Below are 21,780 nucleotides of genomic sequence, written 5' to 3'. Positions count from 1 at the left end.
CATGAAAATGCGCTGGTTATTGGCTCTTTCGCATCGGTACAGGAACAATGGACAGCAACATCCGCATTCGCCTCAAGGCGTTCGATCATCGCGTGCTCGATCAGGCGACCGGCGACATCGCCGAAACCGCCCGCCGCACCGGCGCCCTCATTCGCGGTCCGATTCCTCTTCCGACGCGCATCGAAAAGTTCACGGTCAACCGTGGTCCGCACATCGACAAGAAGTCGCGCGAGCAGTTCGAAGTCCGCACCTACAAGCGTATGCTTGACATTGTGCAGCCGACGCCGCAGACGGTCGACGCGCTGATGAAGCTGGACCTGGCTGCCGGCGTGAACGTCGAAATCAAGCTGGCCTAAGGTCGGCAAGTCCCCGCCTTCCGCAAGGTAGGCGGGGTATCGGGTATTCTGTTCCTCTTCTCTGGAGAGGCGGAAGCTCAAACGACACAAGGGATACCGCACGGCCCGCCGGTGAACCGGCCAAGGCGCGTGGTCCTGGTCCCCCGTCGCCTTTCCCGAGAGGGATCGGCATCCAACCCGGACGGGGTGATCTATACATTGGGTTGGGCCGCGAAGCAGAGATGCTGAGCGGTTTTTTCGTTGGATACGCCCGCTGCTATGGCGGGCCTCTATGGGAGTAATCAGTGATGCGCACTGGCGTGATCGCTAAGAAAGTCGGGATGACCCGCCTGTTCCAGGACGACGGACGTCACGTCCCCGTCACGGTCCTCAGCCTTGAGGGTACGCAGGTCGTCGCACGTAAGGAAGTCGAGCGCGACGGTTATGTCGCCCTTCAGCTGGGCGCTGGCGTTGCCAAGGCCAAGAATGTCGCCAAGCCGCAGCGCGGTCACTTCGCCAAGGCGGAAGTTGAACCGAAGGCGCGTCTGGTTGAATTCCGCGTCGCCGAGGATGCGCTCCTCGACGTCGGCGCCGAAATCGCCGCCGACCACTTCGTCGCTGGCCAGCTGGTCGACGTTGCCGGTCACACCCAGGGTAAGGGCTTTGCCGGTGCTATGAAGCGCTGGGGCTTCGGCGGTATGCGCGCCACCCACGGCGTGTCGATCAGCCACCGTGCGCATGGTTCGACCGGTAACCGTCAGGATCCGGGCCGCGTCTTCAAGAACAAGAAGATGGCCGGCCACATGGGTGATCGTGAGCGGACCCAGCAGAATCTCGAGATCGTCCGCACGGACGTCGAGCGTGGTCTGCTGTTCGTCAAGGGTTCGGTTCCGGGCGCCAAGGGCACCTGGCTGACCGTCAGCGACGCCGTGAAGGTTCCCCGTCACGCCGACGCGCCCTATCCCGCCAGCCTGAAGCAGGCTGCAAACAGCAATGCCGCGCCGGCCGAGACGCCCGCGGAAGCGGCCGCTCCCGAAGCGACCGAAGGCCAGGAGGGCTAAACCATGAAGGTCAATGTACAGACCCTCGACGCCGCAGCTGCCGGTGAGCTGGAGCTCAACGATGCCGTTTTCGGCCTCGAGCCCCGCGCCGACATTCTGCACCGCGTCGTCACCTGGCAGCTCGAAAAGCGTCGTGGCACTGCCCGCGGCACGCGCGAGCGTTCGGATGTCGCTCGCACCGGCAAGAAGTTCGGTCGCCAGAAGGGCGGCGGTACCGCTCGTCACGGCGATCGCCGCGCTCCCGTCTTCATCGGCGGTGGTAAGGCTCACGGTGCCCGCGTTCGCGACTTCAACCCCTCGCTGAACAAGAAGGTTCGCGCGCTGGGTCTGAAGATGGCGCTGTCGTCGAAGGTCAAGGATGGTTCGCTGATCATTCTCGACAATCTCGACGTTGCCGAAGGCAAGACCAAGGCGCTGGTCGCCAACCTGGCCAAGCTGAACCTGAACAAGGTTCTGTTCATCGACGGCGACGCCGTGAACGTCAGCTTCGCCAAGGCTTCGGCCAACATCGTCGGCGTCAACCTGCTGCCGGCCGTTGGTGCCAACGTCTACGACATCCTGAAGGCCGACTCGCTGGTGCTCACCCGCGCCGCGGTCGAAAAGCTGGAGGCCCGTTTCAATGGCTAAGAAAGAAGCCGCGACCGTGGACAACCGTCACTTCGACGTCGTTGTCGCGCCGGTCATCACCGAGAAGTCGACCCTTCTCTCGGAAAACAACGCCGTTGTTTTCCAGGTCGCCAACGACGCATCGAAGCCTGAGATCAAGGCTGCCGTCGAGGCGCTGTTCGGCGTGACCGTCAAGGCGGTCAACACGCTGGTGCAGAAGGGCAAGGTCAAGCGCTGGAAGGGCAAGCCCTACAAGCGCAACGACGTGAAGAAGGCGATCGTCACGCTGGCCGAAGGTCAGTCCATCGACGTCACCACCGGTATTTGAGGCGAGATAGATGGCACTCAAGCACTATAATCCGACGAGCCCGGCCCAGCGCGGCCTGATCCTCGTCGACAAGTCGAGCCTGCACAAGGGCAAGCCCGTCAAGGCGCTGACCGAAGGCAAGCGCAAGACCGGTGGTCGTAACAACAAGGGCCATGTCACTTCGCGTGGTATCGGTGGCGGTCACAAGCAGCGCTATCGTATCATCGACTTCAAGCGTCGCCTGTGGGACGTTGAAGGTACGGTCGAGCGTCTGGAATATGACCCCAACCGCACCGCCTTCATCGCGCTGGTCAACTATCCCGACGGCACGCAGGCGTACATCATTGCGCCGCAGCGTCTGGCGCCCGGTGACAAGGTCATCGCGGGCAAGAAGACCGACGTGAAGCCGGGCAATGCGATGGAACTGGGTCAGATGCCGGTCGGCACGATCATCCACAACATCGAAATGAAGCCGGGCAAGGGCGCGCAGCTCTGCCGTTCGGCAGGCACCTATGCCCAGCTGGTCGGTCGCGACCGTGGCATGGTCATGGTGCGTCTGTCGTCGGGTGAGCAGCGCTACATCCGTTCGGACTGCATGGGCACCGTTGGCGCCGTGTCGAACCCCGACAATGGCAACACCAACCTTGCCAAGGCTGGCCGCAACCGTTGGAACGGCATCCGTCCTCTGACGCGCGGTGTTGCGAAGAACCCGGTCGATCACCCGCATGGTGGTGGTGAAGGCCGGACCTCGGGCGGCCGTCACCCGGTCACCCCGTGGGGCAAGCCGACCAAGGGTGCGCGCACCCGTCACAACAAGGCAACGGACAAGTTCATCATCCGTAGCCGCCACGCGAAGAAGAAGAGGTAAGCGAGATGGCTCGTTCCGTCTGGAAAGGTCCGTTCGTGGACCTCAGCCTTCTGAAGAAGGCGGAAGTCGCGCAGGAAAGCAATGGCCGCTCGGGTCCGATCAAGACCTGGTCGCGCCGTTCGACCATCCTGCCGCAGTTCGTTGGCCTGACGTTCAACGTCTATAACGGCCGCAAGCATGTTCCGGTTCTCGTGAACGAGGATATGGTGGGTCACAAGCTGGGCGAATTCGCTCCGACCCGCTTCTTCCCCGGTCACGCTGCCGACAAGAAGGGCAAGCGCTAATGAGCAAGGAAAAGGCTCCCCGTCGCGTCGCCGACAATGAAGCGCTCGCCGTCGGCACGCAGATCCGTGGTTCGGCCCAGAAGCTGAACCTGGTCGCCACGCTGATCCGCGGCCGCAAGGTCGAGGACGCGCTCAACATCCTCGCCTTCTCGAAGAAGGCGATGGCTGTCGACGTGCGCAAGGTGCTGGCTTCGGCCATCGCCAATGCGGAAAACAACCACAATCTGGACGTCGACGCCCTGGTCGTCGCGGAAGCATCGGTGGGCAAGAGCTTCACCCTGAAGCGCTTCCACGCTCGCGGCCGCGGCAAGTCGACCCGGATCCTCAAGCCCTTCAGCCGCGTGCGCATCGTCGTGCGTGAAGCTGGCGAAGAAGCGGAGGCGTAAGCACATGGGTCACAAGAGCAACCCGATCGGTCTGCGTCTGCAGATCAACCGTACCTGGGACAGCCGCTGGTTCGCCGAAGGCGCCGACTATGGTCGCCTGCTGCTGGAAGATCTCAAGATCCGCCAGTACATCATGAAGAACCTGCCGCAGGCCGCGATCTCGAAGGTCGTGATCGAGCGTCCGGCCAAGCTGTGCCGCGTGTCGATCTACGCTGCCCGTCCCGGTGTCATCATCGGCAAGAAGGGTGCAGACATCGAAAAGCTTCGCAAGAAGCTGGGTGCCTTCACCTCGTCGGACGTGTCGCTGAACATCGTCGAAATCCGCAAGCCGGAAATCGATTCGAAGCTCGTCGCACAGGGCATCGCCGACCAGCTGGAACGCCGCGTTGCCTTCCGTCGCGCCATGAAGCGTGCGGTGCAGTCGGCTCTCCGTCTGGGCGCCGAAGGCATCAAGATCACCTGCGGCGGCCGTCTGGGCGGCGCGGAGATCGCGCGTGTCGAATGGTATCGTGAAGGCCGCGTTCCGCTGCACACCCTGCGTGCGAACGTCGACTATGCCGAAGCCACGGCGCACACCGCCTATGGCGTTTGCGGCATCAAGGTCTGGATCTTCAAGGGCGAGATCCTCGGCCATGATCCGATGGCTACCGACCGGCTGATGCTGGAGGCTCAGACCTCCGGCGTGCGCCCGGCGCGCTGAGAATAAGAAGGTAATAGCGTCATGCTGCAACCGAAGAAGATGAAGTTCCGCAAGACCTTCAAGGGTCGGATCAAGGGCGATGCGAAGGGCGGCACTGCGCTGAACTTCGGCGCCTATGGTCTCAAGGCTCTGGAGCCCGAGCGGATCACCGCGCGCCAGATCGAAGCGGCTCGCCGCGCGATCCAGCGCCACCTGCGCCGTCAGGGTCGTCTGTGGATCCGCGTGTTCCCCGACGTTCCGGTCACCAAGAAGCCGGCTGAAGTCCGCCAGGGCAAGGGCAAGGGTTCGGTCGAATATTGGGCGGCTCGCGTCGCTCCCGGCCGTATCCTGTTCGAACTGGACGGCGTTCCCGGTCCGCTCGCAGCAGAGGCCTTCTCGCGCGCCGCGATGAAGCTGCCCATCAAGACGAAGGTCGTTGCCCGCCTCGGCGACACCTCGCACCTGGAGGGTTAAGCTGTGGCCAACGTTGCAGACCTCAAGACCAAGTCGGACGACGAGCTGTCGACCGAGCTGAACAACCTGAAGCGCGAGCAGTTCAATCTGCGTTTCCAGGCGGCCACCAACCAGCTGGAAAAGCCCAGCCGCGTTCGTGAAGTCCGTCGTTCGATCGCGCAGATCAAGACCCTGCAGACCGAGCGTTCGCGCTCGGCCGCGAAGTAAAGGAAACACACGATGCCCAAGCGCGTGCTGACGGGAACGGTGGTTTCCGACAAGACCGACAAGACGGTGGTGGTTCGCGTGGAGCGCAAGGTTAAGCATGCGCTCTACGGCAAGATCATCCGCCGGTCGAAGAAGTACCATGCCCATGACGAGGGCAATGTCTACAAGGAAGGCGAAACGGTCCGTATCGAAGAGACCGCTCCGATTTCCAAGCTCAAGACCTGGAAGGTCGTCGAGCGTGTGGACACCCACAAGTCGCCGGAATCGGCGGCCTAAGGGCAGTCACCGACTCTAGAGTCGAAAAAGTTCGGACGCGGGGCTGGCCTTTTCCTTCGGGAGGAGGTACAGGCCCGCGCTTCGTGCATTTCGATTCACCGGGTCGACTCACGAAATTCGGAACCGCCGGGATAGTCCCGGTAGGCCAAATAAGAAGGAACCGGATCCATGATCCAGATGCAATCCAATCTTGACGTCGCGGACAACAGCGGCGCCAAGCGCGTCCAGTGCATCAAGGTGCTGGGCGGCTCGAAGCGGCGTTTCGCCGGCGTGGGCGACATCATTGTCGTCTCCGTCAAGGAAGCTGCTCCGCGCGGTAAGGTGAAGAAGGGTGACGTGCATCGCGCCGTCATCGTGCGCACCGCCAAGGACGTGCGTCGCGCTGATGGCAGCGTGATTCGCTTCGACGGCAATGCCGCTGTGCTTATCAACAAGAACGAGGAGCCGATCGGCACCCGTATCTTTGGCCCGGTCGTTCGCGAGCTGCGCGCCAAGAAGCACATGAAGATCATCTCGCTCGCTCCCGAGGTGCTGTAATGAGCGCTGCTAAGATCAAGAAGGGCGACAAGGTTGTCGTCCTGGCTGGCAAGGACAAGGGCCGTACCGGCGCCGTCCTCCAGGTGATGCCCAAGGACGACAAGGTCCTGGTCGAAGGCATCAACGTGCATGCGAAGCATCGCAAGCCCGACCAGTCGAACCCGCAGGGTGGCATCGACCGCAAGCCGGCCCCGATGCACATTTCGAACGTCGCTGTCGCCGACAAGGATGGCAAGCCGACCCGCGTCCGTTTCGAGGACCGCGACGGCAAGAAGGTCCGCGTCGCCGTCAAGTCCGGTGAGGTGCTGTAATGGCCGACAAGTATATTCCGCGCTCGAAGTCGATCTACGACGACGCCATCGTGAAGGCGATGGTCGAGAAGTTCGGCTACAAGAATGTGATGGAAATCCCGAAGATCGAGAAGATCACGCTCAACATGGGCGTCGGTGAAGCCACGCAGGACAAGAAGAAGGTCACTTCGGCCGCCGAGGAAATGGAACTGATCGCCGGCCAGAAGCCGGTCATCACCAAGGCGAAGAAGTCGATCGCGCAGTTCAAGCTGCGTGAAGGCATGCCGATCGGTGCCAAGGTCACGCTGCGCCGCGAGCGCATGTATGAATTCCTTGATCGCCTGATCAACATTGCCCTGCCGCGCGTGCGCGACTTCCGTGGTCTCAACCCGAAGAGCTTCGACGGCCGTGGCAACTATGCCTTCGGCATCAAGGAGCAGATCATCTTCCCCGAGATCAACTATGACCGCATCGACAAGGTGCGTGGCATGGACATCATCGTGACCACCACGGCGAAGACTGACGACGAAGCGCGCGAACTGCTGCGCCTCTTCGGCTTCCCCTTCCCGATTGAAGAGAAGCAGGCGGCCTAACAGGCCCCGCTTCTCTCCCAACGCTTAAGCTAAGGAAGAGAACTTAAGTCATGGCGAAACTGAGTTCGATCAACAAGAACGAGCGCCGCAAGAAGCTGGTGAAGAAGTATGCCGGCCGCTATGCGAAGCTCAAGGCGATCGCAGCCGATACCGCTCTCGACGACACCGAGCGTCTGATTGCGCGTCTGAAGATGGCGGAAGTCCCCCGCAACGGCAACCCGACCCGCATTCGCAACCGCTGCGAACTGACGGGCCGCCCGCGCGCTTACTACCGCAAATTCCGTCTCTGCCGCGTGCAGCTGCGTGATCTGGCCAACAAGGGCCTGATCCCCGGCGTCACCAAGTCGAGCTGGTAAGGATCATTTGAGATGGCATTGACCGATCCCCTGGGTGATATGCTCACCCGCATCCGTAACGGGCAGCAGGCGAAGAAGGACAGCGTTGTGTCCCCCGCCAGCAAGCTCCGTGCCCGCGTGCTCGACGTGCTGCAGCGCGAAGGCTATATCCGTGGTTATTCCGAGGAAACCCTCGGCAATCACCCCGGCCTGCGCATCGAGCTGAAGTATTTCGAGGGCCAGCCTGCGATCAAGCATGTTGCCCGCGTGTCCAAGCCTGGTCGCCGCGTCTATTCCGGTTCCAAGGAACTGCCGGTGATCCGCAACGGCCTGGGCATCACCATTGTCTCGACGCCCAAGGGCGTTCTGTCCGACGCCGAAGCGCGTGAACAGAATGTCGGCGGCGAAGTGCTGGCGGAGGTGTTCTGATGAGCCGCACTGGCAAGAAGCCGGTCACCGTGCCTGCGGGCGTGACCGCGTCGATCGCTGACGGTCAGCTGTCGGTGAAGGGGCCCAAGGGCACCCTCGCCATGCCGCTGGCCGACGAAGTGACCTACACCGTCGAAGAAGGCAGCATCGCTGTAAAGCCCGCCAACAACGGCAAGCGCGCGCGCGCTTTCTGGGGCATGCAGCGTACCCTGATCCAGAACCTGATCACCGGCGTGACCCAGGGCTTCTCGAAGAAGCTGCTGATCACCGGTGTCGGCTACCGTGCCAACTCGCAGGGCAAGACCCTGAAGTTGCAGCTCGGCTACAGCCACGACGTCGATTTCGAGATTCCGGAAGACATCGAGATCAAGACCCCGGATAACACCACGGTCGAGATCAGCGGCATCGACAAGCAGCAGGTAGGCCAGGTCGCCGCCGAGATCCGCCGCTGGCGCAAGCCCGAACCCTATAAGGGCAAGGGTATCAAGTACGCCGGCGAATTCATCTTCCGCAAGGAAGGGAAGAAGAAGTAAGATGGCTAAGCTTTCCCTCTTCGCGCGGCGTCGTCGCCGCGTTCGCACCGCGCTCAAGGCTGTTTCGGGCACCCGCCCGCGCCTCAGCGTCCATCGTTCGGGCCGTCACATCTACGCCCAGATCATCGACGACGTCGCCGGTACCACCGTCGCCGCCGCTTCGACCCTGGACAAGGATGTTGGCTCGAAGGCTCTGGGCAAGACCGGCGCCTCTTCCGAAGCCGCTGCCGATGTCGGCAAGCGCGTCGCTGCCGCTGCTACGGCGGCCGGCGTCACCAAGGTCGTGTTCGACCGCGGTGGCTTCCTGTTCCATGGCCGCGTCAAGGCGCTGGCCGATGCCGCCCGTGAAGGCGGGCTGGAGTTCTGATCATGGCTGACGAAAACACCAACGAAGTCGTCGCGCCCGTCGAGGGTGCCGAGGCTCAGACCGAAGGTCGTGGTCCCGGCCGTGGCCGTGGCCGTGGCGGTGACCGCAACCGTGGCGAGCGTGGCGGCCGTGGCCGTCGCGACGACCGCCGTGGCGGCAACCGTGACGAGGAACAGGGCGAAGAGCTGATCGAGAAGCTGGTTCACATCAACCGCGTCTCGAAGACCGTCAAGGGCGGTAAGCGCTTCGGTTTCGCTGCTCTGGTCGTCGTCGGCGACGGCAAGGGCCGCGCCGGTTTCGGTCATGGCAAGGCGCGCGAAGTGCCTGAAGCCATCAGCAAGGCGACCGCTTCGGCCAAGAAGGCCATGGTTCGCGTTCCGCTGAAGGAAGGCCGCACCCTGCACCATGACGGCCTCGGCCACTTCGGTGCTGGCAAGGTGACTGTCCGTTCGGCTCCGGCCGGTACCGGCATCATCGCCGGCGGTCCGATGCGCGCCGTGTTCGAAAGCCTCGGCGTCGCTGACGTCGTGACCAAGTCGAACGGCACCTCGAACCCCTACAACATGATCCGTGCGACCTTCGCGGCGCTGGGCGAGCAGACCAGCCCCAAGTCGGTGGCGCAGCGTCGTGGCAAGAAGGTCGCTGACCTTCTGCGTCGCGGTGGTGCCTCGGCCGAAGTCGCGCAGGCTGACGCCGAAGCGATTGCGGAGTAACTGACATGGCGAAGATCAAGATCAAGCAGATCGGTTCGCCGATCCGTCGCCCCGAAAGCCAGAAGAAGATTCTGATCGGCCTGGGCCTTGGCAAGATGCATCGCGTGGTCGAGCTGGAAGACACGGCGGAAGTCCGCGGTGCCATCAAGAAGCTCCCCCACATGGTGGAAGTGGTCGAAGGCTAAGCCCTTTCGATCCGACGAAATGAAGCGAAAGAGGGGGAAACCCCTCTTTCGTTTTTTCAGCGGAAGCGCTAACGGGCGCTTCCTTTAGATGATCCCGCACGGGATCAGCGCGACAAAAGCGAAAGCGAGTGCGAACATGAAACTGAACGAAATCAACGACAATGCCGGTGCCCGCAAGGGCCGTATGCGCGTCGGCCGCGGTATCGGCTCGGGCAAGGGCAAGACCGCCGGTCGCGGCCAGAAGGGTGCCAAGGCACGCTCGGGCGTCAGCATCAACGGCTTCGAGGGTGGCCAGATGCCGCTCCACATGCGCATCCCGAAGCGCGGCTTCAACAACATCTTCGCCAACGATTATGCGATCGTGAACCTGGGTGAAGTGCAGGCCGCGATCGACGCCGGCAAGCTGGACGCCGCTGCCGTCATCGACCATGCCGCTCTGAAGGCAGCCAACCTGGCCCGTGGTGGCAAGGATGGCGTCCGCGTTCTCGCCAAGGGCGAGCTGACCGCCAAGGTCAGCTTCCTGGTCGCCGGTGCCTCGAAGAGCGCCGTCGAAGCGGTCGCGAAGGCCGGTGGCAAGCTGGACGTGATCGAAGTCGTCCCGGCAGCCGAGAAGGCCAAGGCGAAGAAGGGCACCGCCCTTGCCGCCAAGAAGGCCGCCAAGGCCTAAGTCTCGCCCGAGACTTGCAAGCACGGCCCCGCTGCCCGATATGGGTTGGCGGGGCTATGTGTATCGGGGGGAGCATATGTTCGTCGCAACGGCGGCAACTCCCGTTCGACATGGTCTTCCCGCCCCGCTAAGGGGGTAGCGATTCCGCCACGGAGCCCGATGGCTCCGGCAAGAATGATTTGAAGGGCAGCCACAATGGCATCGAGAGCCGACCAGCTCGCATCCAATCTCAGCCTCGCGAAGTTCAGCCAGGCGACCGACCTCAAGAAGCGCCTGTGGTTCACCCTCGGCGCGCTGATCGTCTTCCGCTTCCTCAGCTTCGTGCCGCTGCCGGGTATCGATCCCACCGCGCTCGCGGCCTGGTCGCAGAAGTCGGCCGGTGGCATCCTCGACATCTTCAACACCTTCTCGGGTGGTGCATTGTCGCGCGCGAGCCTCATCACGCTCGGCATCATGCCCTATATCACCGCGTCGATCGTGGTGCAGCTGGCCGCCTCCCTCTCGCCGCAGCTCGCGGCGATCAAGAAGGAAGGCGAGAGCGGCCGCAAGAAGCTGAACCAATATACCCGCTATGGCACCGTCGGCCTGACCGCCGTGCAGGGCTATGCCGCCGCCGCCAACTGGCAGGCGCAGGGCGTGGTCGTGGACCCCGGCATGCTGTTCGTCGTCTCGGCGATCATCTCGCTGATCGGCGGCACCATGTTCCTGCTGTGGCTGGGTGAGCAGATCACCTCGCGCGGCATCGGCAACGGCACCTCGCTGATCATCATGGCCGGTATCGTCGCGCAGCTGCCGGTGACGCTGAGCAACCTGTTCAAGTCGGGCAGCGAAGGCTCGATCTCGGGCCTGGTCATCTTCCTGGTCGTGGTGCTGGGCTTTGGTCTGATTGCCTTCATCTGCTTCATGGAACGGGCGCAGCGCCGGGTGCTGATCCAGTATCCCAAGCGCCAGACGCGCCAGGGCCTGATGCAGGCCGATCGCAGCCACCTGCCGCTGAAGGTCAACACCGCCGGCGTGATCCCGCCGATCTTCGCCAGCTCGCTGCTGCTGCTGCCGCTTACCATCTCGCAGTTCATGGGCGTGAAGGCGGACGATGACAGCCGCTGGAGCAGCATCGTGCTGACCATCAACCAGTATCTGTCGCACGGCAGCCCCTTCTATATGGGCCTTTATGGCCTGGGCATCGTCTTCTTCTGCTTCTTCTACACCGCCGTGGTGTTCAATCCGGAAGAGACGGCCGACAATCTGAAGCGCAATGGCGGTTTCATTCCGGGCATCCGTCCGGGCAAGAATACCGAGAATTATCTCGATTATGTCCTGACCCGGATCACCGTGATCGGTGCCGCCTACCTGGCCTTCATCTGTCTGGTGCCGGAATTTGCCATCGCCCGGGCGGGAATTCCCTTCTACCTTGGTGGGACTAGCCTGCTGATCGTCGTCAATGTTACGGTCGATACCGTGACCCAGATCCAGAGCCATCTGCTTGCCCATCAATATGGGGATCTGATCAAGAAGGCGAAGCTGAAGGGCCGTCTGCGCTAAGGGGGCGCAGACAGGCAAGCGCAAGTACAAGGGGAGAATGCGCGCAATGAATATCATTCTGCTTGGTCCTCCGGGTGCCGGCAAGGGCACCCAGGCCACGCGGCTCGTCGACAGCCGTGGCATGGTTCAGCTGTCGACCGGCGACATGCTGCGGGCTGCGGTCAAGGCGGGGACTCCGGTCGGCCTTCAGGCCAAGGCGCTGATGGAATCGGGTTCGCTGGTGCCGGACGAGGTTGTCTCGGGTATCATCGGCGAAGCGCTTGATGCGCTGGCGGCCGATACCGGTGTGATCTTCGACGGTTATCCGCGGACCGAGGCGCAGGCCCATTCGCTCGACACCATCCTGGCCGATCGCGGCCGCACGCTCGATCATGTGATCGAGCTGGAAGTGGACGAGGATGCGCTGGTCGAGCGCATCACCGGCCGCTTCACCTGCGCGACCTGCGGCGAAGGCTATCATGATGTCTTCAAGCAGCCCAAGGTCGAGGGTACGTGCGACAAGTGCGGCGGGCACGAGTTCAAGCGTCGTCCCGACGACAATGAGGAAACGGTGCGCACCCGCATGGCCGAATATCGCGCCAAGACCGCACCGATCCTGCCGATCTACGAAGCGCGCGGCATCGTCAGCCGCGTCGACGGCATGGCCGACATGAACGATGTCAGCGGCGCGATCGTCGCCATCTTGGACGGCGTTCCGGCCTGAGCTATTCTCCCTCCCCGGCGACAAGGCGGGGAGGGAACATGGCCTATCCAATCAGATCGATACTGACAGGCGCCGGCATGGCGCTGGCGGCCGCGCCCGGACAGGGTGGGGTGGTTGCCAGCAGCGATGCCGGCTTTGTCGTGCAGGCGAGCGTGGACGTGGCTATGGCGCCCGACGCGGCCTATGCGCTGCTGGCAGAGCCGGGGCGCTGGTGGAACAGCGCCCACACCTATAGCGGCGATGCGCGCAACATGGTGCTGGAGGCGAAGGCCGGCGGCTGCTTCTGCGAGACCCTTCCTGACAAGAACGGAAAGGGGGCCTTTGGCAGTATCGAACATGCGCGGGTCATCTATGCCGCGCCGGGCCAGCGATTGCGGCTGAGCGGGGCTCTGGGGCCGCTCCAGAGCGAAGCGGTGACCGGCGTGCTGGACTTCGCCATTGCGGCCGCGCCGGGCGGCAGCCGTGTGACGCTGACCTATTCGGTGGGCGGTTATATGCGCGGTGGCCTGGCGCCGATTGCGCCGATCGTCGACAAGGTGCTGGTGGAGCAGCTCGACGGGTATAAACGGGCGGTAGGCAACAAGGGCTGACGCGCGACTGCGCCGGCAGGCAATAGCAAATCGGGGTGGAAGTCCGATGGCCTCCACCCCGATGGATGATGCTCAATTCTCGTCGCCCATGCGCAGGGCGGCGATGAAGGCTTCCTGCGGAATCTGGACGCTGCCATATTCGCGCATCCGCTTCTTGCCTTCCTTCTGCTTCTCCAGCAGCTTCTTCTTGCGGGTGATGTCGCCGCCATAGCATTTCGCCGTGACGTCCTTGCGCATCGCCGCGATCGTCTCGCGCGCGATCACCTTGCCGCCGATCGCCGCCTGGATCGGGATCTTGAACAGGTGGCGCGGGATCAGATCCTTGAGCCGCTCGCACATGTGGCGGCCGCGCGCTTCGGCGGCGCTGCGGTGGACGATCATCGACAGCGCATCGACCGGCTCGTTGTTGACGAGGATGCTCATCTTGACGAGGTCGCCCTCGCGCGTGCCGATCTGATGATAGTCGAAGCTGGCATAGCCACGGCTGATGCTTTTAAGGCGATCATAGAAGTCGAACACCACTTCGTTGAGTGGCAGTTCATAGGTCACCTGGGCGCGGCCACCGACATAGGTGAGGTTCTTCTGGATGCCGCGACGGTCCTGGCACAGCTTCAGGATCGAACCGAGATATTCGTCGGGGCAGTAGATCACCGCCTCGATCCAGGGCTCCTCGATCATCTCGATATGATTGGGATCGGGCATGTCCGCCGGGTTGTGCAGGTGAAGGGTGCGACCATCCTTCATGTGCATGTCATAGACGACCGACGGCGCCGTGGTGATCAGGTCCAGATCATATTCGCGGCTCAGCCGCTCCTGGATGATTTCCAGATGCAGCAGGCCCAGGAAACCGCAACGGAAGCCGAAGCCGAGCGCGGCCGAGGTTTCCATCTCGAACGAGAAGCTGGCATCGTTGAGGCGCAGCTTCGAGATCGACTCGCGCAGCTTCTCAAAGTCGTTGGCATCGACCGGGAACAGGCCACAGAAGACCACCGGCTGCACTTCCTTGAAGCCCGGCAGCGGCTTGGCCGCGCCATTCTTGACCGTGGTGATGGTATCGCCGACGCGGGTCTGGGCGATTTCCTTGATCTGGGCGGTGATGAAGCCGATTTCGCCGGCGGCGAGTTCTGGCAGCGCCTCGATCTTGGGGCGCATGCAGCCGACGCGGTCGATCAGGTGCTCGGTGCCGCCGATCATGAACTTGATCGCCTGGCCCTTCTTGATGACGCCGTTGACAACGCGCACCAGGATGACGACGCCCAGATAGGGGTCGTACCAGCTGTCGACCAGCATCGCTTCCAGCGGCGCATTGCGATCGCCCTTGGGCGGCGGGATCTTGGTGACGATCGCTTCCAGGATATCGTCGATGCCGATGCCCGACTTGGCGCTGGCCAGCACCGCTTCCGACGCGTCGAGGCCGATCACTTCCTCGATTTCCGCGCGCACCTTTTCCGGCTCGGCGGCGGGCAGGTCGATCTTGTTCAGCACCGGCACGATCTCATGATCATGCTCGATCGACTGATAGACGTTGGCTAGCGTCTGCGCCTCCACGCCCTGCGCGGCGTCGACGACCAGCAGCGCGCCCTCGCATGCGGCAAGACTCCGCGACACTTCATAGGCGAAGTCGACATGACCCGGCGTGTCCATGAGATTGAGCTCATAGGTCTCGCCATTCTTGGCGGTATAGTCCAGGCGCACGGTCTGCGCCTTGATGGTGATCCCACGCTCCTTCTCGATGTCCATGTTATCAAGGACTTGCGCGCTCATCTCACGGTCGGTCAGGCCGCCGGTGCGCTGGATCAGGCGATCGGCCAGCGTCGACTTGCCATGGTCGATATGCGCAATGATCGAAAAGTTTCGGATATGGGACAGGTCGGTCATCGGCGCCCGATAGCAGCAGTTGCGGGCGCTGTCAGCAGGATCGCGTAGTGCATGGCATGCGAAATTGCCGTGCGATGACAAGCATCGTCATTAACCCCCTTTGCTTGGAAGCCCCTTGCGGCTGTGTTACGTTCCAGAAAAATATCCGGGGCGCACCAATTTCTCTCGACCAGACAGGAAACGGGGTTTTTGAAAATGCGTGTATTGAAGATGCTGACTGCGGCTGCGGTCTGCCTTGGTTCGGCCGCGCCGATGGCGATGGCTGCCGAAAAGGGTTCGTCGGCCCGTCAGGAACAGTCGCGAAAGCAGGCGGAAATCCCGCGCTGCACCCGCCGCCTTGGCACCGTCGCGATCGTAGAGCCCGACAATCAGTGGTGGCGCGAACTCAATCTGGGCAGCCCCGAGGCGATCCTGAAGATCTTCGTGCAGCAGTCGGGCTGCTTCGGCCTGGTCAATCGTGGCCGGTCGATGGCGAGCCGCAACATGGAACGCGCCATGGCCGACAATGGCGAATTGCAGGCGAACAGCAATCTGGGCCGTGGCCAGGTGAAGGCGGCGGATTATTTCCTGGAGCCGGACATCGTCTCTTCCAACCGCAACAGCGGCGGCAATTCGCTGGGCGGCGTGCTCGGCGGCTTCATGGGGGGCAGCACCTGGGGCCGGATCGCCGGTGGTATCAACGTCAAGAAGAGCGAGGCCAATGTCACCCTCTCGGTCGTCAATGCCCGCACCACCGAGGAAGAGGCGCTGACCGAAGGCTATGCCCGCAAGTCTGACCTGAGCTTCAACGCCAGTGGCGGGTCGAGCTGGTGGGGCGGCTTTGCTGGCGCCGGTGGCGGCGGCTATCAGAATACCGAGATCGGCCAGGTGATCGTGCTCGCCTATCTCGACGCCTACACGAAACTGGTGACGCAACTGGGCGGCCTGCCCGAAAATGCGGCGGCAGCCGCGCCGGTCGCGCAGCCCTGATGGCAAGGGGGCGCTGCCGCTGCGGCAGCGCCCTCATCCGCTCGGCGCGATTTCCGCGAGCGGGCCGGGCGCCCGTCGCCGCTTCTTCCACCAGCGCAGGATGATCTCTCCCGCCGGTCGCTCGACAAGGCGGTTGATCAGCGTGCCAAGTGTCAGCGCGACCAGGAAGGCGGCGGCAAAGCCGATCCAGGGGCTATAGCCGGCCCTGGCGATTTCCAGCATGACGACGAAACCGACATGCTGGTGGATCAGGTAGAAGCTGTAGCTGATCCCGCCCATCCAGACGAGCGGCCGGATCGCCAGGAAGCGCAGATGGTTGCGGATCAGCGCTGCGAAGGTCGCCATCAGCACCAGGCCGACAATCGTCACGTCCCATGTTTCCATGGTCGCGATCGACAGCAGGGCCAGCGCGGCATAGGGCGCCTGCTGCTGCCAGCTGCGCTGTCCCGCCCAGATGCGGTAGGCCAGCATGCCGATGATGAAGAAGGGCGTGTAGCGCAGCACCAGCAGCATCACGACCCGTTTGGGCACGATGTCGGGCCAGAGCTGCATCACCCAGCGCAGGATCAGCCAGACCACCAGCGTCGGTTCCAGATGCCGCAGGCCGATCCATTTCCAGATCGAGACCATGCAGAAATAGAAGGCGATCTCCACCGTCAGGGTCCAATAGGCGCCGTCCACTTCGGGAATGAAGGCAAAGCCCTGGAGCATCGTCAGATTGGCGAGAATCGCAAAGGGGCCGACCAGCAACTGGGTCGCCTGGGCCAGATATTCGATCGACAGCGTCACCAGCATCGCCACCAGATAGGCGGGGTAGAGGCGGGCGAAGCGGTTGACGATGAAGTCGGCGACCGTGCCGATCCGATCCAGCGTGAAGAAGATCGCAAAGCCCGAAATGGTGAAGAACAGCAGCACGCGGTAATTGCCGCCGGGGAAGCTGAAGGGCACATGGCTGGCCTGCGGGAACAACTCATGGAAGCGGGTCGAATAATGGAAGACCAGCACGCACAAGGCGCCGATCCCGCGCAACGCGTCCAGCTCCGTCAGCCTTGTCCGTTTCGGCTTCGTTTCGACCATGATGCTTCATAGCAATGATGGAGCAATGAATGGGATATTTTCTTGGTTAACGCGCAATGCGCAAATGGCGGATACGGGCGCTGTCGGTCCCAATCTGGAACGTCCCGCCTTTGCCTCCTTGCGGGATAGCGGTCTTAGCCGGCCGCACACCAGTCGATTGGCTTGGCCGACCAGGGGCGGGCATAGCGTTTGAGGATGAGGAGTTGGCCCAGCGAGACACCATCACGGAGCAGGATGCGGGCGGTCGGATCACTGTCGGCGGTATCGGCATGGGCTTCGAAGCTGCCGCCGTTCAGCATGCCCTGCAGCGCGGTGCGGCCGGCGCGGGCAAGCGCGGCTTCCTGCGGGCAGGCAGCGCCTTCGAGTCGCGGCGCGCTGATGTCGGCGAGATGGTAGCGACGCCCTTGATAGGCATAGGCGTCGGTGGCGAGGACACAGGCCTGGCCGTCCAGATCGTCACAGGCGGCAAAACGGGTGGATATGGTGGCGGGCGCGTCGACGGATGGCGCCGAAGCCGTCGTCGACGCGGGCAGCACATGGCGCATCAGGACCAGAAGTAGCGCCCCCATCAACAGGGCGATGAGGATGAGGCGCAGCGGCACGATGGCGCGGCGCTGATCCTGCTTGTCATTCAGCCAATGGTCCGACCGGTCCCGGTCTTCGTCACCAATATCATGCAGGCTATAGGCCATGATTCATCCCCAATCGGAGGCCATCGCTAGTAAATATTGGGAAATTTTTGGTTAACCATGAAGGGTGGGCGTGCGGCGGACGGCGCCTTGACGCCGCGCCGGGGGCATGGTGAAAAACCGCGGAAGCCAGACGAAGGAGGCGGCGTGAGCGAAGCATGGCTATATGACGAGCATCCGGCGATGGTCCGGGCGCATCCCTTCCTATTCCTGCTGCTGCTGGTTTCCGTGGTTGGCATCCTGGCGATCGGCGTGTGGTGGGTGATGCACAAGGGCGAGCGGCTGGCGCTGAGCGAGCGCGAGGTGCTGCTGGAGCGTGGCTTGCTGGCCAAGCAGCGGACCGAGATTGCGCTGTCCAGCATCCGCAGCGTACGGATCACGCAGACCTTCGGCCAGCGGCTGTTCGACGTCGGCAATGTCGAGCTGTTCAGCGCCGGTGACGTAGCGGAAATCGCGATCCGCAATATGCCGCGACCGGGCCGGATTCGGGCGATAGCGGCGGCCCGCAACCTGGACCTGCTGCCCCAGCGCTGAGCGGTCGGGCAGGGGCGGCGCGCACGGAAAGCGCACGAAATCCGCCATTTTCTTGTCGAACATAATGTCTAGGCCCTTGACTTGGGCGCATTTATTTTAACCAATAGGAGCCCAGGGGCCGGCAGAGCTTTCCACCCGCACGAGGACGCCAGGAACAAGCAACGTCGATCCGCATCAGGCGGACGGCGGGAAAAAGGGGGCGCCTTGATGGTGGGTTTGCGCGTAATGCCGCTGTTGCCGGAACTGACGGCCGATCAGCGGGCCGAGATTCGGCAGTCCTGCGGCTTTGCCTGCGTGCGCTGCGGGGTGACCATCTATCGTTATCTGGGGCTGCCAGACGGGCCGGGGGCGACGCTGCTCTGCCCGACCTGTCACGGGCTGGTGGAGGAAGGGCGGCTGACCGCGAATCAGGTCCACAGCTTCCATGCCAATCCGGTGGTACGCCAGCGCCACTTCGCGCGCGATCGCCTGCCTTTCTCCAACGAATTGCCGCAATTGATCGTCGGTGGGTCGCGGATGCTGCGCGATACGCCGATTCCCATCACCCTGGATGGCGAGCCGATCCTGATCTTCGCGCCGCCGCGCCGATCCATGGGGGCGACGCGGATCAGCGTCAGGCTGGGCGCAGCCGACGGCACGCCGATGCAGGTGATCGATGGCAATGAATGGAAGCCGCATGACGGCAGCTGGCATTTCCTGTTGCGTGGCGACCGCTATTCGATGATGGCGGCGCGGGGCGACGGATTGTGCGTTTTGCGTATCGTTGCGCGCAACCGGCTTGCGGTCGAGCATCTGCGGACCACGATCAACGGGCGCCGGTTGGAAGTGACGCCGGACTGGCTGGAGGTCGATGGCAAGCGCTATGTCGACCGGATCGGCAGCGGCACGCTGATCGGCCTGGAACTGTAGACGGCGCCTTTCGGGGCGCTATCCGGGTTCCCGATTGCAGCTATTGCGGATTGAGTCATGTCATGACTGGATTCCGTAACGGAAACAGGCGATGCCCACAGGCGTCGCCTTTTTCGTCTCACCGATATGGATGAAGTGTATCTGATATAAATCAATAGCTTGGCCGTCATCATAAAAAATTGATCATAGAAGAAGTTTACATCCGTTCCGGGGCATGATTCCCTGTGGGCGATCAGAGGGGTTGGAATGTCGAATGCGGTTGCCAGTCTGGACGATAATCAGCGGGCATGCCTGCGGCTGGTGGCACAGGGCTATACCTCCAAGCAGATCGCGCAGCGTACATCGCTGACCCCCGGCACGGTCGATCAATATGTCTATCGCGCGACCGTGGCGCTGGGCGCCAGGGATCGGCGCGAAGCCGCCCGGATATTGGTAGAGGCCGAGAAAAACGCGCAATTCAAGCAATTTGAATTAAAGCCGGAGCCGCTTGTTGAACCGGCGATGGCGGGTGAGAAGGAGGCGTCGGCACCAAGCAGGCCGACCCGGACCGGCGAAATCCCGGCTGGTGCAGAGCGGCAGGAAAAGGGTCGTTTGCGCCAATTGGGTAACCGGATTCTGGCAACCATGGGAGGGGAACCGCATGGGCTGAATCGATGGCAGATCCTGACGACCATCTTCCGGGTCGCGTTATGGGCAGGGGGTTCCCTGGCCGCGCTGATCACGATGGGATATTGGCTCAATCATCTGTTCGGCTGACGGTCTCCAACAATCCAACCATCTGATGGGCCAGCGAGCGCTGGCCTGAAAAGGGAGCCTTGCCATGTCCAATGCCCGCCGCGCCGAGCGCGCCGCCAAGAGCGAAATGCACATGTCGGACGACACCTTCTTCAACCTGAGCGGCCAGGTCCGCGATGCCTATGTGAAGCTGGACGATGTTCTGGCCCATACGCTGCGGATGAGCGCCGACATGATCGACACCGCCCGCACCATCGGCCTGGCCCCCGAACAGGGACAGAAGCTGTTCAAGCGCTTCCATGGCTGCATCGACACGATGATGCAGAGTCGCGAGCAGCTGCTGGGCGCCCATCTGGAAGCGACCAAGATCCGCATGAAGACCAACCAGGCCGAACGCGCCGACGGCTGCTACAGCCCGTGGAGCGCGCTGGAAGAAAAGCAGGCCGACGCCCTGCGCCTGGTCGCCTGACGCGACCGGACCGGAAGGCAGGATCGTGCAGATCTTCCTCGCTTATACGATCGCGCTGATCGCCACCTCGATCTTCGTGGTGCGTTATGGCGGCGCGACCGGGCGCTGGAGCATCGTCGGCGTCTGGGCAGGGTTCATCCTGGCCCAGACGGCGGTCCTGACCATCCGGCCGGAGGCGGTGCTGATCCGCACGATCCTGGCGATCGAATGCGCCTCGCTGCTGTTCAAGATCATCATTTCGATGCTGAGCAGCCGGCGCTGGCCGATCATCGTCGCCGCCTTCCAGCTGAATGTGGCGGCGGTTCAAGTCGCGGTGATCGTGTCACCCGCCTACCTCACCAAATTCTTCTACGCCATGTCGACAATCTGGGCGGTGCCGGTGCTGGTCGTGATGGCCATGGGCACGCAGATGGACCGGAAACACGCGTTTCCGGCCTGAGCAAAGGAAACAGGATGCGGAAATGCCCGTCATTCCCTCTTGAAGCCGTCCCGTCCCGAGGAAGGCATGTTGCTTCTGTTTTTGTCCGATTGATGGAGGGCCGATAATTATGGCATCAAGGGACATGACCCAGCGCGTTACGCGCCATCTGAACCCAGTAGGGAGTGATGGAATGGAGGGAGAGGGTGGTTATCCGGCCGAAAGTCCGGTCGTCACCGCGGCCGACCTGGTCCGCGGCTTTTCCGAATGTCGCGACATGGCGACACGCACGCCGCTTTACATCACCCATCATGGCCGGGCGACTCATGTGCTGCTGGGCGTCAACGAATTCCGGGCGCTGAAAGCCCAGTCGGGCAGCGCCGGTCAGGAAAGCGCCGAGGAGAAATTGTTCGCGCTGGCCGACTGGGTCGATCAGGCGGTGATCATCTGCGACCAGGACATGCGCGTCGACTTCGTCAACCGGGTCGCCAGCGCCATCTGTCGCAAGCCGGTGGGGCAGATGGTCGGTCCGAAGCTGGACGTCGTCCTGCCGTCGATCAGTGGCAGCCTGATGGAAGTGCATGTGCGCCGCACCGTGAGCGGCGGCGAGCCGAGCGCAGCCGATATTCCCTCCCCCTTTGCCGACGGCGCCTGGCTGCGGCTGCAGAGTTTCCCCCTTGGAAGGTCAACCGTCATCATGTTCCGCGACATTACCGAGGATGTGCGCCGCCATCGGCTGGCCGATGCCAAGGCCGCGATCATCGAGGCGATGACCGCCCATGGCGATGTCGGCTATGTCCGCCTGTCGGTGCGCGGCACGATCGACGCGGTCGATGTGCCCTTCACCGACATGCTGAGCCTGCCGCGCGAACGGGTGATGGGCGTGCAACTGACCGACCTGGTCCTCACCCATGGCCGCGCGGCATTCCGCCAGGCGCTGGAGCGAGCGATGCAGGGGCAGGGCGCGCAATGCGTGCAGACCATGCTGCTGAGCAATCGCGGCGAGGCGGTGGCCGTGAAGGCCTCTATCGTCGCCCTGCACGGCGCCTATGGCGCCGAGGGGGCGGTGGTGCTGATCACCGCGCTCGATGGGAGCACGGTAGTGGAGTTGCCGCGCGCCGCCGAATGAGGCGGG

General features: G+C 62.9%; 34 protein-coding genes. 31 read left to right on the top strand and 3 right to left on the bottom strand.

Annotation, left to right across the window (positions count from 1 at the left end):
- The first annotated feature begins 47 nt into the window (after positions 1 to 47).
- From rpsJ to E5554_RS00320, 24 genes are all read left to right on the top strand, one after another.
- Positions 48 to 356 carry a 30S ribosomal protein S10 gene (gene rpsJ, locus E5554_RS00435; RefSeq protein ID WP_004208724.1) on the top strand — a complete coding sequence of 103 codons (309 nt, stop codon included), beginning with the start codon at positions 48 to 50 and terminating at the stop codon, positions 354 to 356.
- Positions 357 to 643: 287 nt separating this feature from the next.
- Positions 644 to 1,396 (top strand): 50S ribosomal protein L3, encoded by a 753-nt coding sequence (rplC, locus tag E5554_RS00430; RefSeq protein WP_004208723.1) that lies wholly within the window; start codon positions 644 to 646, stop codon positions 1,394 to 1,396.
- 3 nt (positions 1,397 to 1,399) lie between these two features.
- On the top strand, positions 1,400 to 2,023 hold the full coding sequence (rplD, locus tag E5554_RS00425; protein ID WP_004208722.1) for a 50S ribosomal protein L4: 624 nt from the start codon (positions 1,400 to 1,402) through the stop codon (positions 2,021 to 2,023).
- Positions 2,016 to 2,330: a 50S ribosomal protein L23 gene (locus tag E5554_RS00420; RefSeq protein ID WP_004208721.1), complete on the top strand. Its 315-nt coding sequence runs from the start codon at positions 2,016 to 2,018 to the stop codon at positions 2,328 to 2,330. Before rplD ends, E5554_RS00420 begins: the two co-directional genes overlap by 8 nt.
- 10 nt (positions 2,331 to 2,340) lie before the next feature.
- Positions 2,341 to 3,177, top strand: coding sequence for a 50S ribosomal protein L2 (gene rplB / locus E5554_RS00415; protein ID WP_004208720.1), 837 nt, complete (start codon positions 2,341 to 2,343; stop codon positions 3,175 to 3,177).
- Between the two features lie 5 nt (positions 3,178 to 3,182).
- Positions 3,183 to 3,461, top strand: coding sequence for a 30S ribosomal protein S19 (gene rpsS, locus E5554_RS00410; RefSeq protein WP_004208718.1), 279 nt, complete (start codon positions 3,183 to 3,185; stop codon positions 3,459 to 3,461).
- Positions 3,461 to 3,847, top strand: coding sequence for a 50S ribosomal protein L22 (rplV, locus tag E5554_RS00405; protein ID WP_004208717.1), 387 nt, complete (start codon positions 3,461 to 3,463; stop codon positions 3,845 to 3,847). Before rpsS ends, rplV begins: the two co-directional genes overlap by 1 nt.
- A gap of 4 nt (positions 3,848 to 3,851) precedes the next feature.
- Positions 3,852 to 4,547, top strand: coding sequence for a 30S ribosomal protein S3 (gene rpsC, locus E5554_RS00400; protein ID WP_004208716.1), 696 nt, complete (start codon positions 3,852 to 3,854; stop codon positions 4,545 to 4,547).
- Between the two features lie 21 nt (positions 4,548 to 4,568).
- Complete coding sequence (gene rplP, locus E5554_RS00395; protein WP_004208715.1) at positions 4,569 to 5,000, top strand: 50S ribosomal protein L16; 432 nt, start codon at positions 4,569 to 4,571, stop codon at positions 4,998 to 5,000.
- A 3-nt stretch (positions 5,001 to 5,003) separates the two neighbouring features.
- A complete protein-coding gene (gene rpmC / locus E5554_RS00390) occupies positions 5,004 to 5,207 on the top strand; it encodes a 50S ribosomal protein L29 (RefSeq protein ID WP_004208714.1) in 204 nt (67 codons plus the stop codon).
- A gap of 12 nt (positions 5,208 to 5,219) precedes the next feature.
- Entirely contained in the window at positions 5,220 to 5,483 is a 264-nt protein-coding gene (gene rpsQ, locus E5554_RS00385; protein ID WP_136185641.1) for a 30S ribosomal protein S17, read from the top strand.
- Between the two features lie 168 nt (positions 5,484 to 5,651).
- A complete protein-coding gene (gene rplN, locus E5554_RS00380; RefSeq protein ID WP_004208712.1) occupies positions 5,652 to 6,020 on the top strand; it encodes a 50S ribosomal protein L14 in 369 nt (122 codons plus the stop codon).
- Entirely contained in the window at positions 6,020 to 6,331 is a 312-nt protein-coding gene (gene rplX, locus E5554_RS00375; RefSeq protein ID WP_004208710.1) for a 50S ribosomal protein L24, read from the top strand. The genes rplN and rplX overlap by 1 nt, the downstream gene beginning before the upstream one ends.
- Positions 6,331 to 6,903: a 50S ribosomal protein L5 gene (gene rplE, locus E5554_RS00370; RefSeq protein WP_004208709.1), complete on the top strand. Its 573-nt coding sequence runs from the start codon at positions 6,331 to 6,333 to the stop codon at positions 6,901 to 6,903. Before rplX ends, rplE begins: the two co-directional genes overlap by 1 nt.
- 50 nt (positions 6,904 to 6,953) lie before the next feature.
- On the top strand, positions 6,954 to 7,259 hold the full coding sequence (gene rpsN, locus E5554_RS00365) for a 30S ribosomal protein S14 (RefSeq protein WP_004208708.1): 306 nt from the start codon (positions 6,954 to 6,956) through the stop codon (positions 7,257 to 7,259).
- A 12-nt stretch (positions 7,260 to 7,271) separates the two neighbouring features.
- A complete protein-coding gene (rpsH, locus tag E5554_RS00360) occupies positions 7,272 to 7,667 on the top strand; it encodes a 30S ribosomal protein S8 (protein ID WP_004208707.1) in 396 nt (131 codons plus the stop codon).
- Positions 7,667 to 8,200, top strand: a complete 534-nt coding sequence (gene rplF / locus E5554_RS00355; protein WP_136185640.1) for a 50S ribosomal protein L6 — start codon at positions 7,667 to 7,669, stop codon at positions 8,198 to 8,200. The genes rpsH and rplF overlap by 1 nt, the downstream gene beginning before the upstream one ends.
- 1 nt (position 8,201) lies before the next feature.
- Positions 8,202 to 8,567 (top strand): 50S ribosomal protein L18, encoded by a 366-nt coding sequence (gene rplR, locus E5554_RS00350; protein ID WP_004208705.1) that lies wholly within the window; start codon positions 8,202 to 8,204, stop codon positions 8,565 to 8,567.
- A gap of 2 nt (positions 8,568 to 8,569) precedes the next feature.
- Positions 8,570 to 9,280 carry a 30S ribosomal protein S5 gene (gene rpsE, locus E5554_RS00345; RefSeq protein WP_004208704.1) on the top strand — a complete coding sequence of 237 codons (711 nt, stop codon included), beginning with the start codon at positions 8,570 to 8,572 and terminating at the stop codon, positions 9,278 to 9,280.
- 5 nt (positions 9,281 to 9,285) lie between these two features.
- Positions 9,286 to 9,465 (top strand): 50S ribosomal protein L30, encoded by a 180-nt coding sequence (gene rpmD, locus E5554_RS00340; protein WP_010337294.1) that lies wholly within the window; start codon positions 9,286 to 9,288, stop codon positions 9,463 to 9,465.
- A 136-nt stretch (positions 9,466 to 9,601) separates the two neighbouring features.
- Positions 9,602 to 10,132 carry a 50S ribosomal protein L15 gene (gene rplO / locus E5554_RS00335; RefSeq protein WP_004208702.1) on the top strand — a complete coding sequence of 177 codons (531 nt, stop codon included), beginning with the start codon at positions 9,602 to 9,604 and terminating at the stop codon, positions 10,130 to 10,132.
- Positions 10,133 to 10,327: 195 nt separating this feature from the next.
- Positions 10,328 to 11,674, top strand: a complete 1,347-nt coding sequence (gene secY / locus E5554_RS00330; RefSeq protein WP_004208701.1) for a preprotein translocase subunit SecY — start codon at positions 10,328 to 10,330, stop codon at positions 11,672 to 11,674.
- 46 nt (positions 11,675 to 11,720) lie between these two features.
- A complete protein-coding gene (locus E5554_RS00325; protein WP_004208699.1) occupies positions 11,721 to 12,377 on the top strand; it encodes an adenylate kinase in 657 nt (218 codons plus the stop codon).
- Between the two features lie 38 nt (positions 12,378 to 12,415).
- Positions 12,416 to 12,967 carry an ATPase gene (locus E5554_RS00320; protein WP_136185639.1) on the top strand — a complete coding sequence of 184 codons (552 nt, stop codon included), beginning with the start codon at positions 12,416 to 12,418 and terminating at the stop codon, positions 12,965 to 12,967.
- 72 nt (positions 12,968 to 13,039) lie between these two features.
- On the opposite strand, the gene lepA is transcribed toward E5554_RS00320, so the two are convergent.
- Positions 13,040 to 14,845, bottom strand: coding sequence for a translation elongation factor 4 (gene lepA / locus E5554_RS00315; RefSeq protein ID WP_010337296.1), 1,806 nt, complete (start codon positions 14,843 to 14,845; stop codon positions 13,040 to 13,042).
- Positions 14,846 to 15,040: 195 nt separating this feature from the next.
- Between lepA and E5554_RS00310 the strand changes: the two genes are divergently transcribed.
- Positions 15,041 to 15,814 (top strand): CsgG/HfaB family protein, encoded by a 774-nt coding sequence (locus E5554_RS00310; protein WP_017499622.1) that lies wholly within the window; start codon positions 15,041 to 15,043, stop codon positions 15,812 to 15,814.
- A gap of 33 nt (positions 15,815 to 15,847) precedes the next feature.
- Here the strand turns inward: E5554_RS00310 and E5554_RS00305 are convergent, their stop codons facing one another.
- Together E5554_RS00305 and E5554_RS00300 are read right to left on the bottom strand one after the other, a co-directional pair.
- Positions 15,848 to 16,891, bottom strand: a complete 1,044-nt coding sequence (locus tag E5554_RS00305) for an acyltransferase (RefSeq protein ID WP_136185638.1) — start codon at positions 16,889 to 16,891, stop codon at positions 15,848 to 15,850.
- A gap of 134 nt (positions 16,892 to 17,025) precedes the next feature.
- A complete protein-coding gene (locus E5554_RS00300; protein ID WP_136185637.1) occupies positions 17,026 to 17,583 on the bottom strand; it encodes a nuclease in 558 nt (185 codons plus the stop codon).
- 144 nt (positions 17,584 to 17,727) lie between these two features.
- Between E5554_RS00300 and E5554_RS00295 the strand changes: the two genes are divergently transcribed.
- From E5554_RS00295 to E5554_RS00270, 6 genes are all read left to right on the top strand, one after another.
- Complete coding sequence (locus E5554_RS00295) at positions 17,728 to 18,114, top strand: PH domain-containing protein (RefSeq protein ID WP_037510835.1); 387 nt, start codon at positions 17,728 to 17,730, stop codon at positions 18,112 to 18,114.
- Between the two features lie 225 nt (positions 18,115 to 18,339).
- Positions 18,340 to 19,023 (top strand): hypothetical protein, encoded by a 684-nt coding sequence (locus E5554_RS00290; protein WP_010337301.1) that lies wholly within the window; start codon positions 18,340 to 18,342, stop codon positions 19,021 to 19,023.
- Positions 19,024 to 19,269: 246 nt separating this feature from the next.
- Positions 19,270 to 19,779 carry a helix-turn-helix transcriptional regulator gene (locus E5554_RS00285; protein ID WP_136185636.1) on the top strand — a complete coding sequence of 170 codons (510 nt, stop codon included), beginning with the start codon at positions 19,270 to 19,272 and terminating at the stop codon, positions 19,777 to 19,779.
- Positions 19,780 to 19,843: 64 nt separating this feature from the next.
- Positions 19,844 to 20,227 (top strand): hypothetical protein, encoded by a 384-nt coding sequence (locus E5554_RS00280; protein ID WP_004208690.1) that lies wholly within the window; start codon positions 19,844 to 19,846, stop codon positions 20,225 to 20,227.
- Between the two features lie 25 nt (positions 20,228 to 20,252).
- A complete protein-coding gene (locus tag E5554_RS00275; RefSeq protein ID WP_004208689.1) occupies positions 20,253 to 20,666 on the top strand; it encodes a hypothetical protein in 414 nt (137 codons plus the stop codon).
- Between the two features lie 172 nt (positions 20,667 to 20,838).
- Positions 20,839 to 21,774, top strand: a complete 936-nt coding sequence (locus tag E5554_RS00270; protein ID WP_010337303.1) for a PAS domain-containing protein — start codon at positions 20,839 to 20,841, stop codon at positions 21,772 to 21,774.
- Positions 21,775 to 21,780 lie beyond the last annotated feature (6 nt).

Origin of the sequence: Sphingobium sp. PAMC28499, assembly GCF_004795815.1 — a bacterium.
Classification (GTDB): Bacteria; Pseudomonadota; Alphaproteobacteria; order Sphingomonadales; family Sphingomonadaceae; genus Sphingobium; species Sphingobium yanoikuyae.
This window is presented reverse-complemented; position numbering and strand designations above follow the sequence as displayed.

Bases quoted from the DNA above. Each gene is read 5' to 3' on its own strand.
- rpsJ (WP_004208724.1), top strand. From the start codon at position 48: ATGGACAGCAACATCCGCATTCGCCTCAAGGCGTTCGATCATCGCGTG.
- rplB (WP_004208720.1), top strand. From the start codon at position 2,341: ATGGCACTCAAGCACTATAATCCGACGAGCCCGGCCCAGCGCGGCCTG.
- E5554_RS00285 (WP_136185636.1), top strand. From the start codon at position 19,270: ATGTCGAATGCGGTTGCCAGTCTGGACGATAATCAGCGGGCATGCCTG.
- E5554_RS00280 (WP_004208690.1), top strand. From the start codon at position 19,844: ATGTCCAATGCCCGCCGCGCCGAGCGCGCCGCCAAGAGCGAAATGCAC.
- E5554_RS00290 (WP_010337301.1), top strand. From the start codon at position 18,340: ATGCCGCTGTTGCCGGAACTGACGGCCGATCAGCGGGCCGAGATTCGG.
- rplV (WP_004208717.1), top strand. From the start codon at position 3,461: ATGAGCAAGGAAAAGGCTCCCCGTCGCGTCGCCGACAATGAAGCGCTC.
- rplN (WP_004208712.1), top strand. From the start codon at position 5,652: ATGATCCAGATGCAATCCAATCTTGACGTCGCGGACAACAGCGGCGCC.
- E5554_RS00420 (WP_004208721.1), top strand. From the start codon at position 2,016: ATGGCTAAGAAAGAAGCCGCGACCGTGGACAACCGTCACTTCGACGTC.
- E5554_RS00320 (WP_136185639.1), top strand. From the start codon at position 12,416: ATGGCCTATCCAATCAGATCGATACTGACAGGCGCCGGCATGGCGCTG.
- E5554_RS00305 (WP_136185638.1), bottom strand. From the start codon at position 16,891: ATGGTCGAAACGAAGCCGAAACGGACAAGGCTGACGGAGCTGGACGCG.
- rpsC (WP_004208716.1), top strand. From the start codon at position 3,852: ATGGGTCACAAGAGCAACCCGATCGGTCTGCGTCTGCAGATCAACCGT.
- rpsN (WP_004208708.1), top strand. From the start codon at position 6,954: ATGGCGAAACTGAGTTCGATCAACAAGAACGAGCGCCGCAAGAAGCTG.
- rplX (WP_004208710.1), top strand. From the start codon at position 6,020: ATGAGCGCTGCTAAGATCAAGAAGGGCGACAAGGTTGTCGTCCTGGCT.
- rplE (WP_004208709.1), top strand. From the start codon at position 6,331: ATGGCCGACAAGTATATTCCGCGCTCGAAGTCGATCTACGACGACGCC.
- rplR (WP_004208705.1), top strand. From the start codon at position 8,202: ATGGCTAAGCTTTCCCTCTTCGCGCGGCGTCGTCGCCGCGTTCGCACC.
- rpsE (WP_004208704.1), top strand. From the start codon at position 8,570: ATGGCTGACGAAAACACCAACGAAGTCGTCGCGCCCGTCGAGGGTGCC.
- lepA (WP_010337296.1), bottom strand. From the start codon at position 14,845: ATGACCGACCTGTCCCATATCCGAAACTTTTCGATCATTGCGCATATC.
- rplD (WP_004208722.1), top strand. From the start codon at position 1,400: ATGAAGGTCAATGTACAGACCCTCGACGCCGCAGCTGCCGGTGAGCTG.
- E5554_RS00270 (WP_010337303.1), top strand. From the start codon at position 20,839: ATGGAGGGAGAGGGTGGTTATCCGGCCGAAAGTCCGGTCGTCACCGCG.
- rplC (WP_004208723.1), top strand. From the start codon at position 644: ATGCGCACTGGCGTGATCGCTAAGAAAGTCGGGATGACCCGCCTGTTC.
- rplF (WP_136185640.1), top strand. From the start codon at position 7,667: ATGAGCCGCACTGGCAAGAAGCCGGTCACCGTGCCTGCGGGCGTGACC.
- rpmD (WP_010337294.1), top strand. From the start codon at position 9,286: ATGGCGAAGATCAAGATCAAGCAGATCGGTTCGCCGATCCGTCGCCCC.
- E5554_RS00310 (WP_017499622.1), top strand. From the start codon at position 15,041: ATGCGTGTATTGAAGATGCTGACTGCGGCTGCGGTCTGCCTTGGTTCG.
- rplO (WP_004208702.1), top strand. From the start codon at position 9,602: ATGAAACTGAACGAAATCAACGACAATGCCGGTGCCCGCAAGGGCCGT.
- rplP (WP_004208715.1), top strand. From the start codon at position 4,569: ATGCTGCAACCGAAGAAGATGAAGTTCCGCAAGACCTTCAAGGGTCGG.
- E5554_RS00325 (WP_004208699.1), top strand. From the start codon at position 11,721: ATGAATATCATTCTGCTTGGTCCTCCGGGTGCCGGCAAGGGCACCCAG.
- E5554_RS00300 (WP_136185637.1), bottom strand. From the start codon at position 17,583: ATGGCCTATAGCCTGCATGATATTGGTGACGAAGACCGGGACCGGTCG.
- rpsH (WP_004208707.1), top strand. From the start codon at position 7,272: ATGGCATTGACCGATCCCCTGGGTGATATGCTCACCCGCATCCGTAAC.
- secY (WP_004208701.1), top strand. From the start codon at position 10,328: ATGGCATCGAGAGCCGACCAGCTCGCATCCAATCTCAGCCTCGCGAAG.
- rpsQ (WP_136185641.1), top strand. From the start codon at position 5,220: ATGCCCAAGCGCGTGCTGACGGGAACGGTGGTTTCCGACAAGACCGAC.
- rpsS (WP_004208718.1), top strand. From the start codon at position 3,183: ATGGCTCGTTCCGTCTGGAAAGGTCCGTTCGTGGACCTCAGCCTTCTG.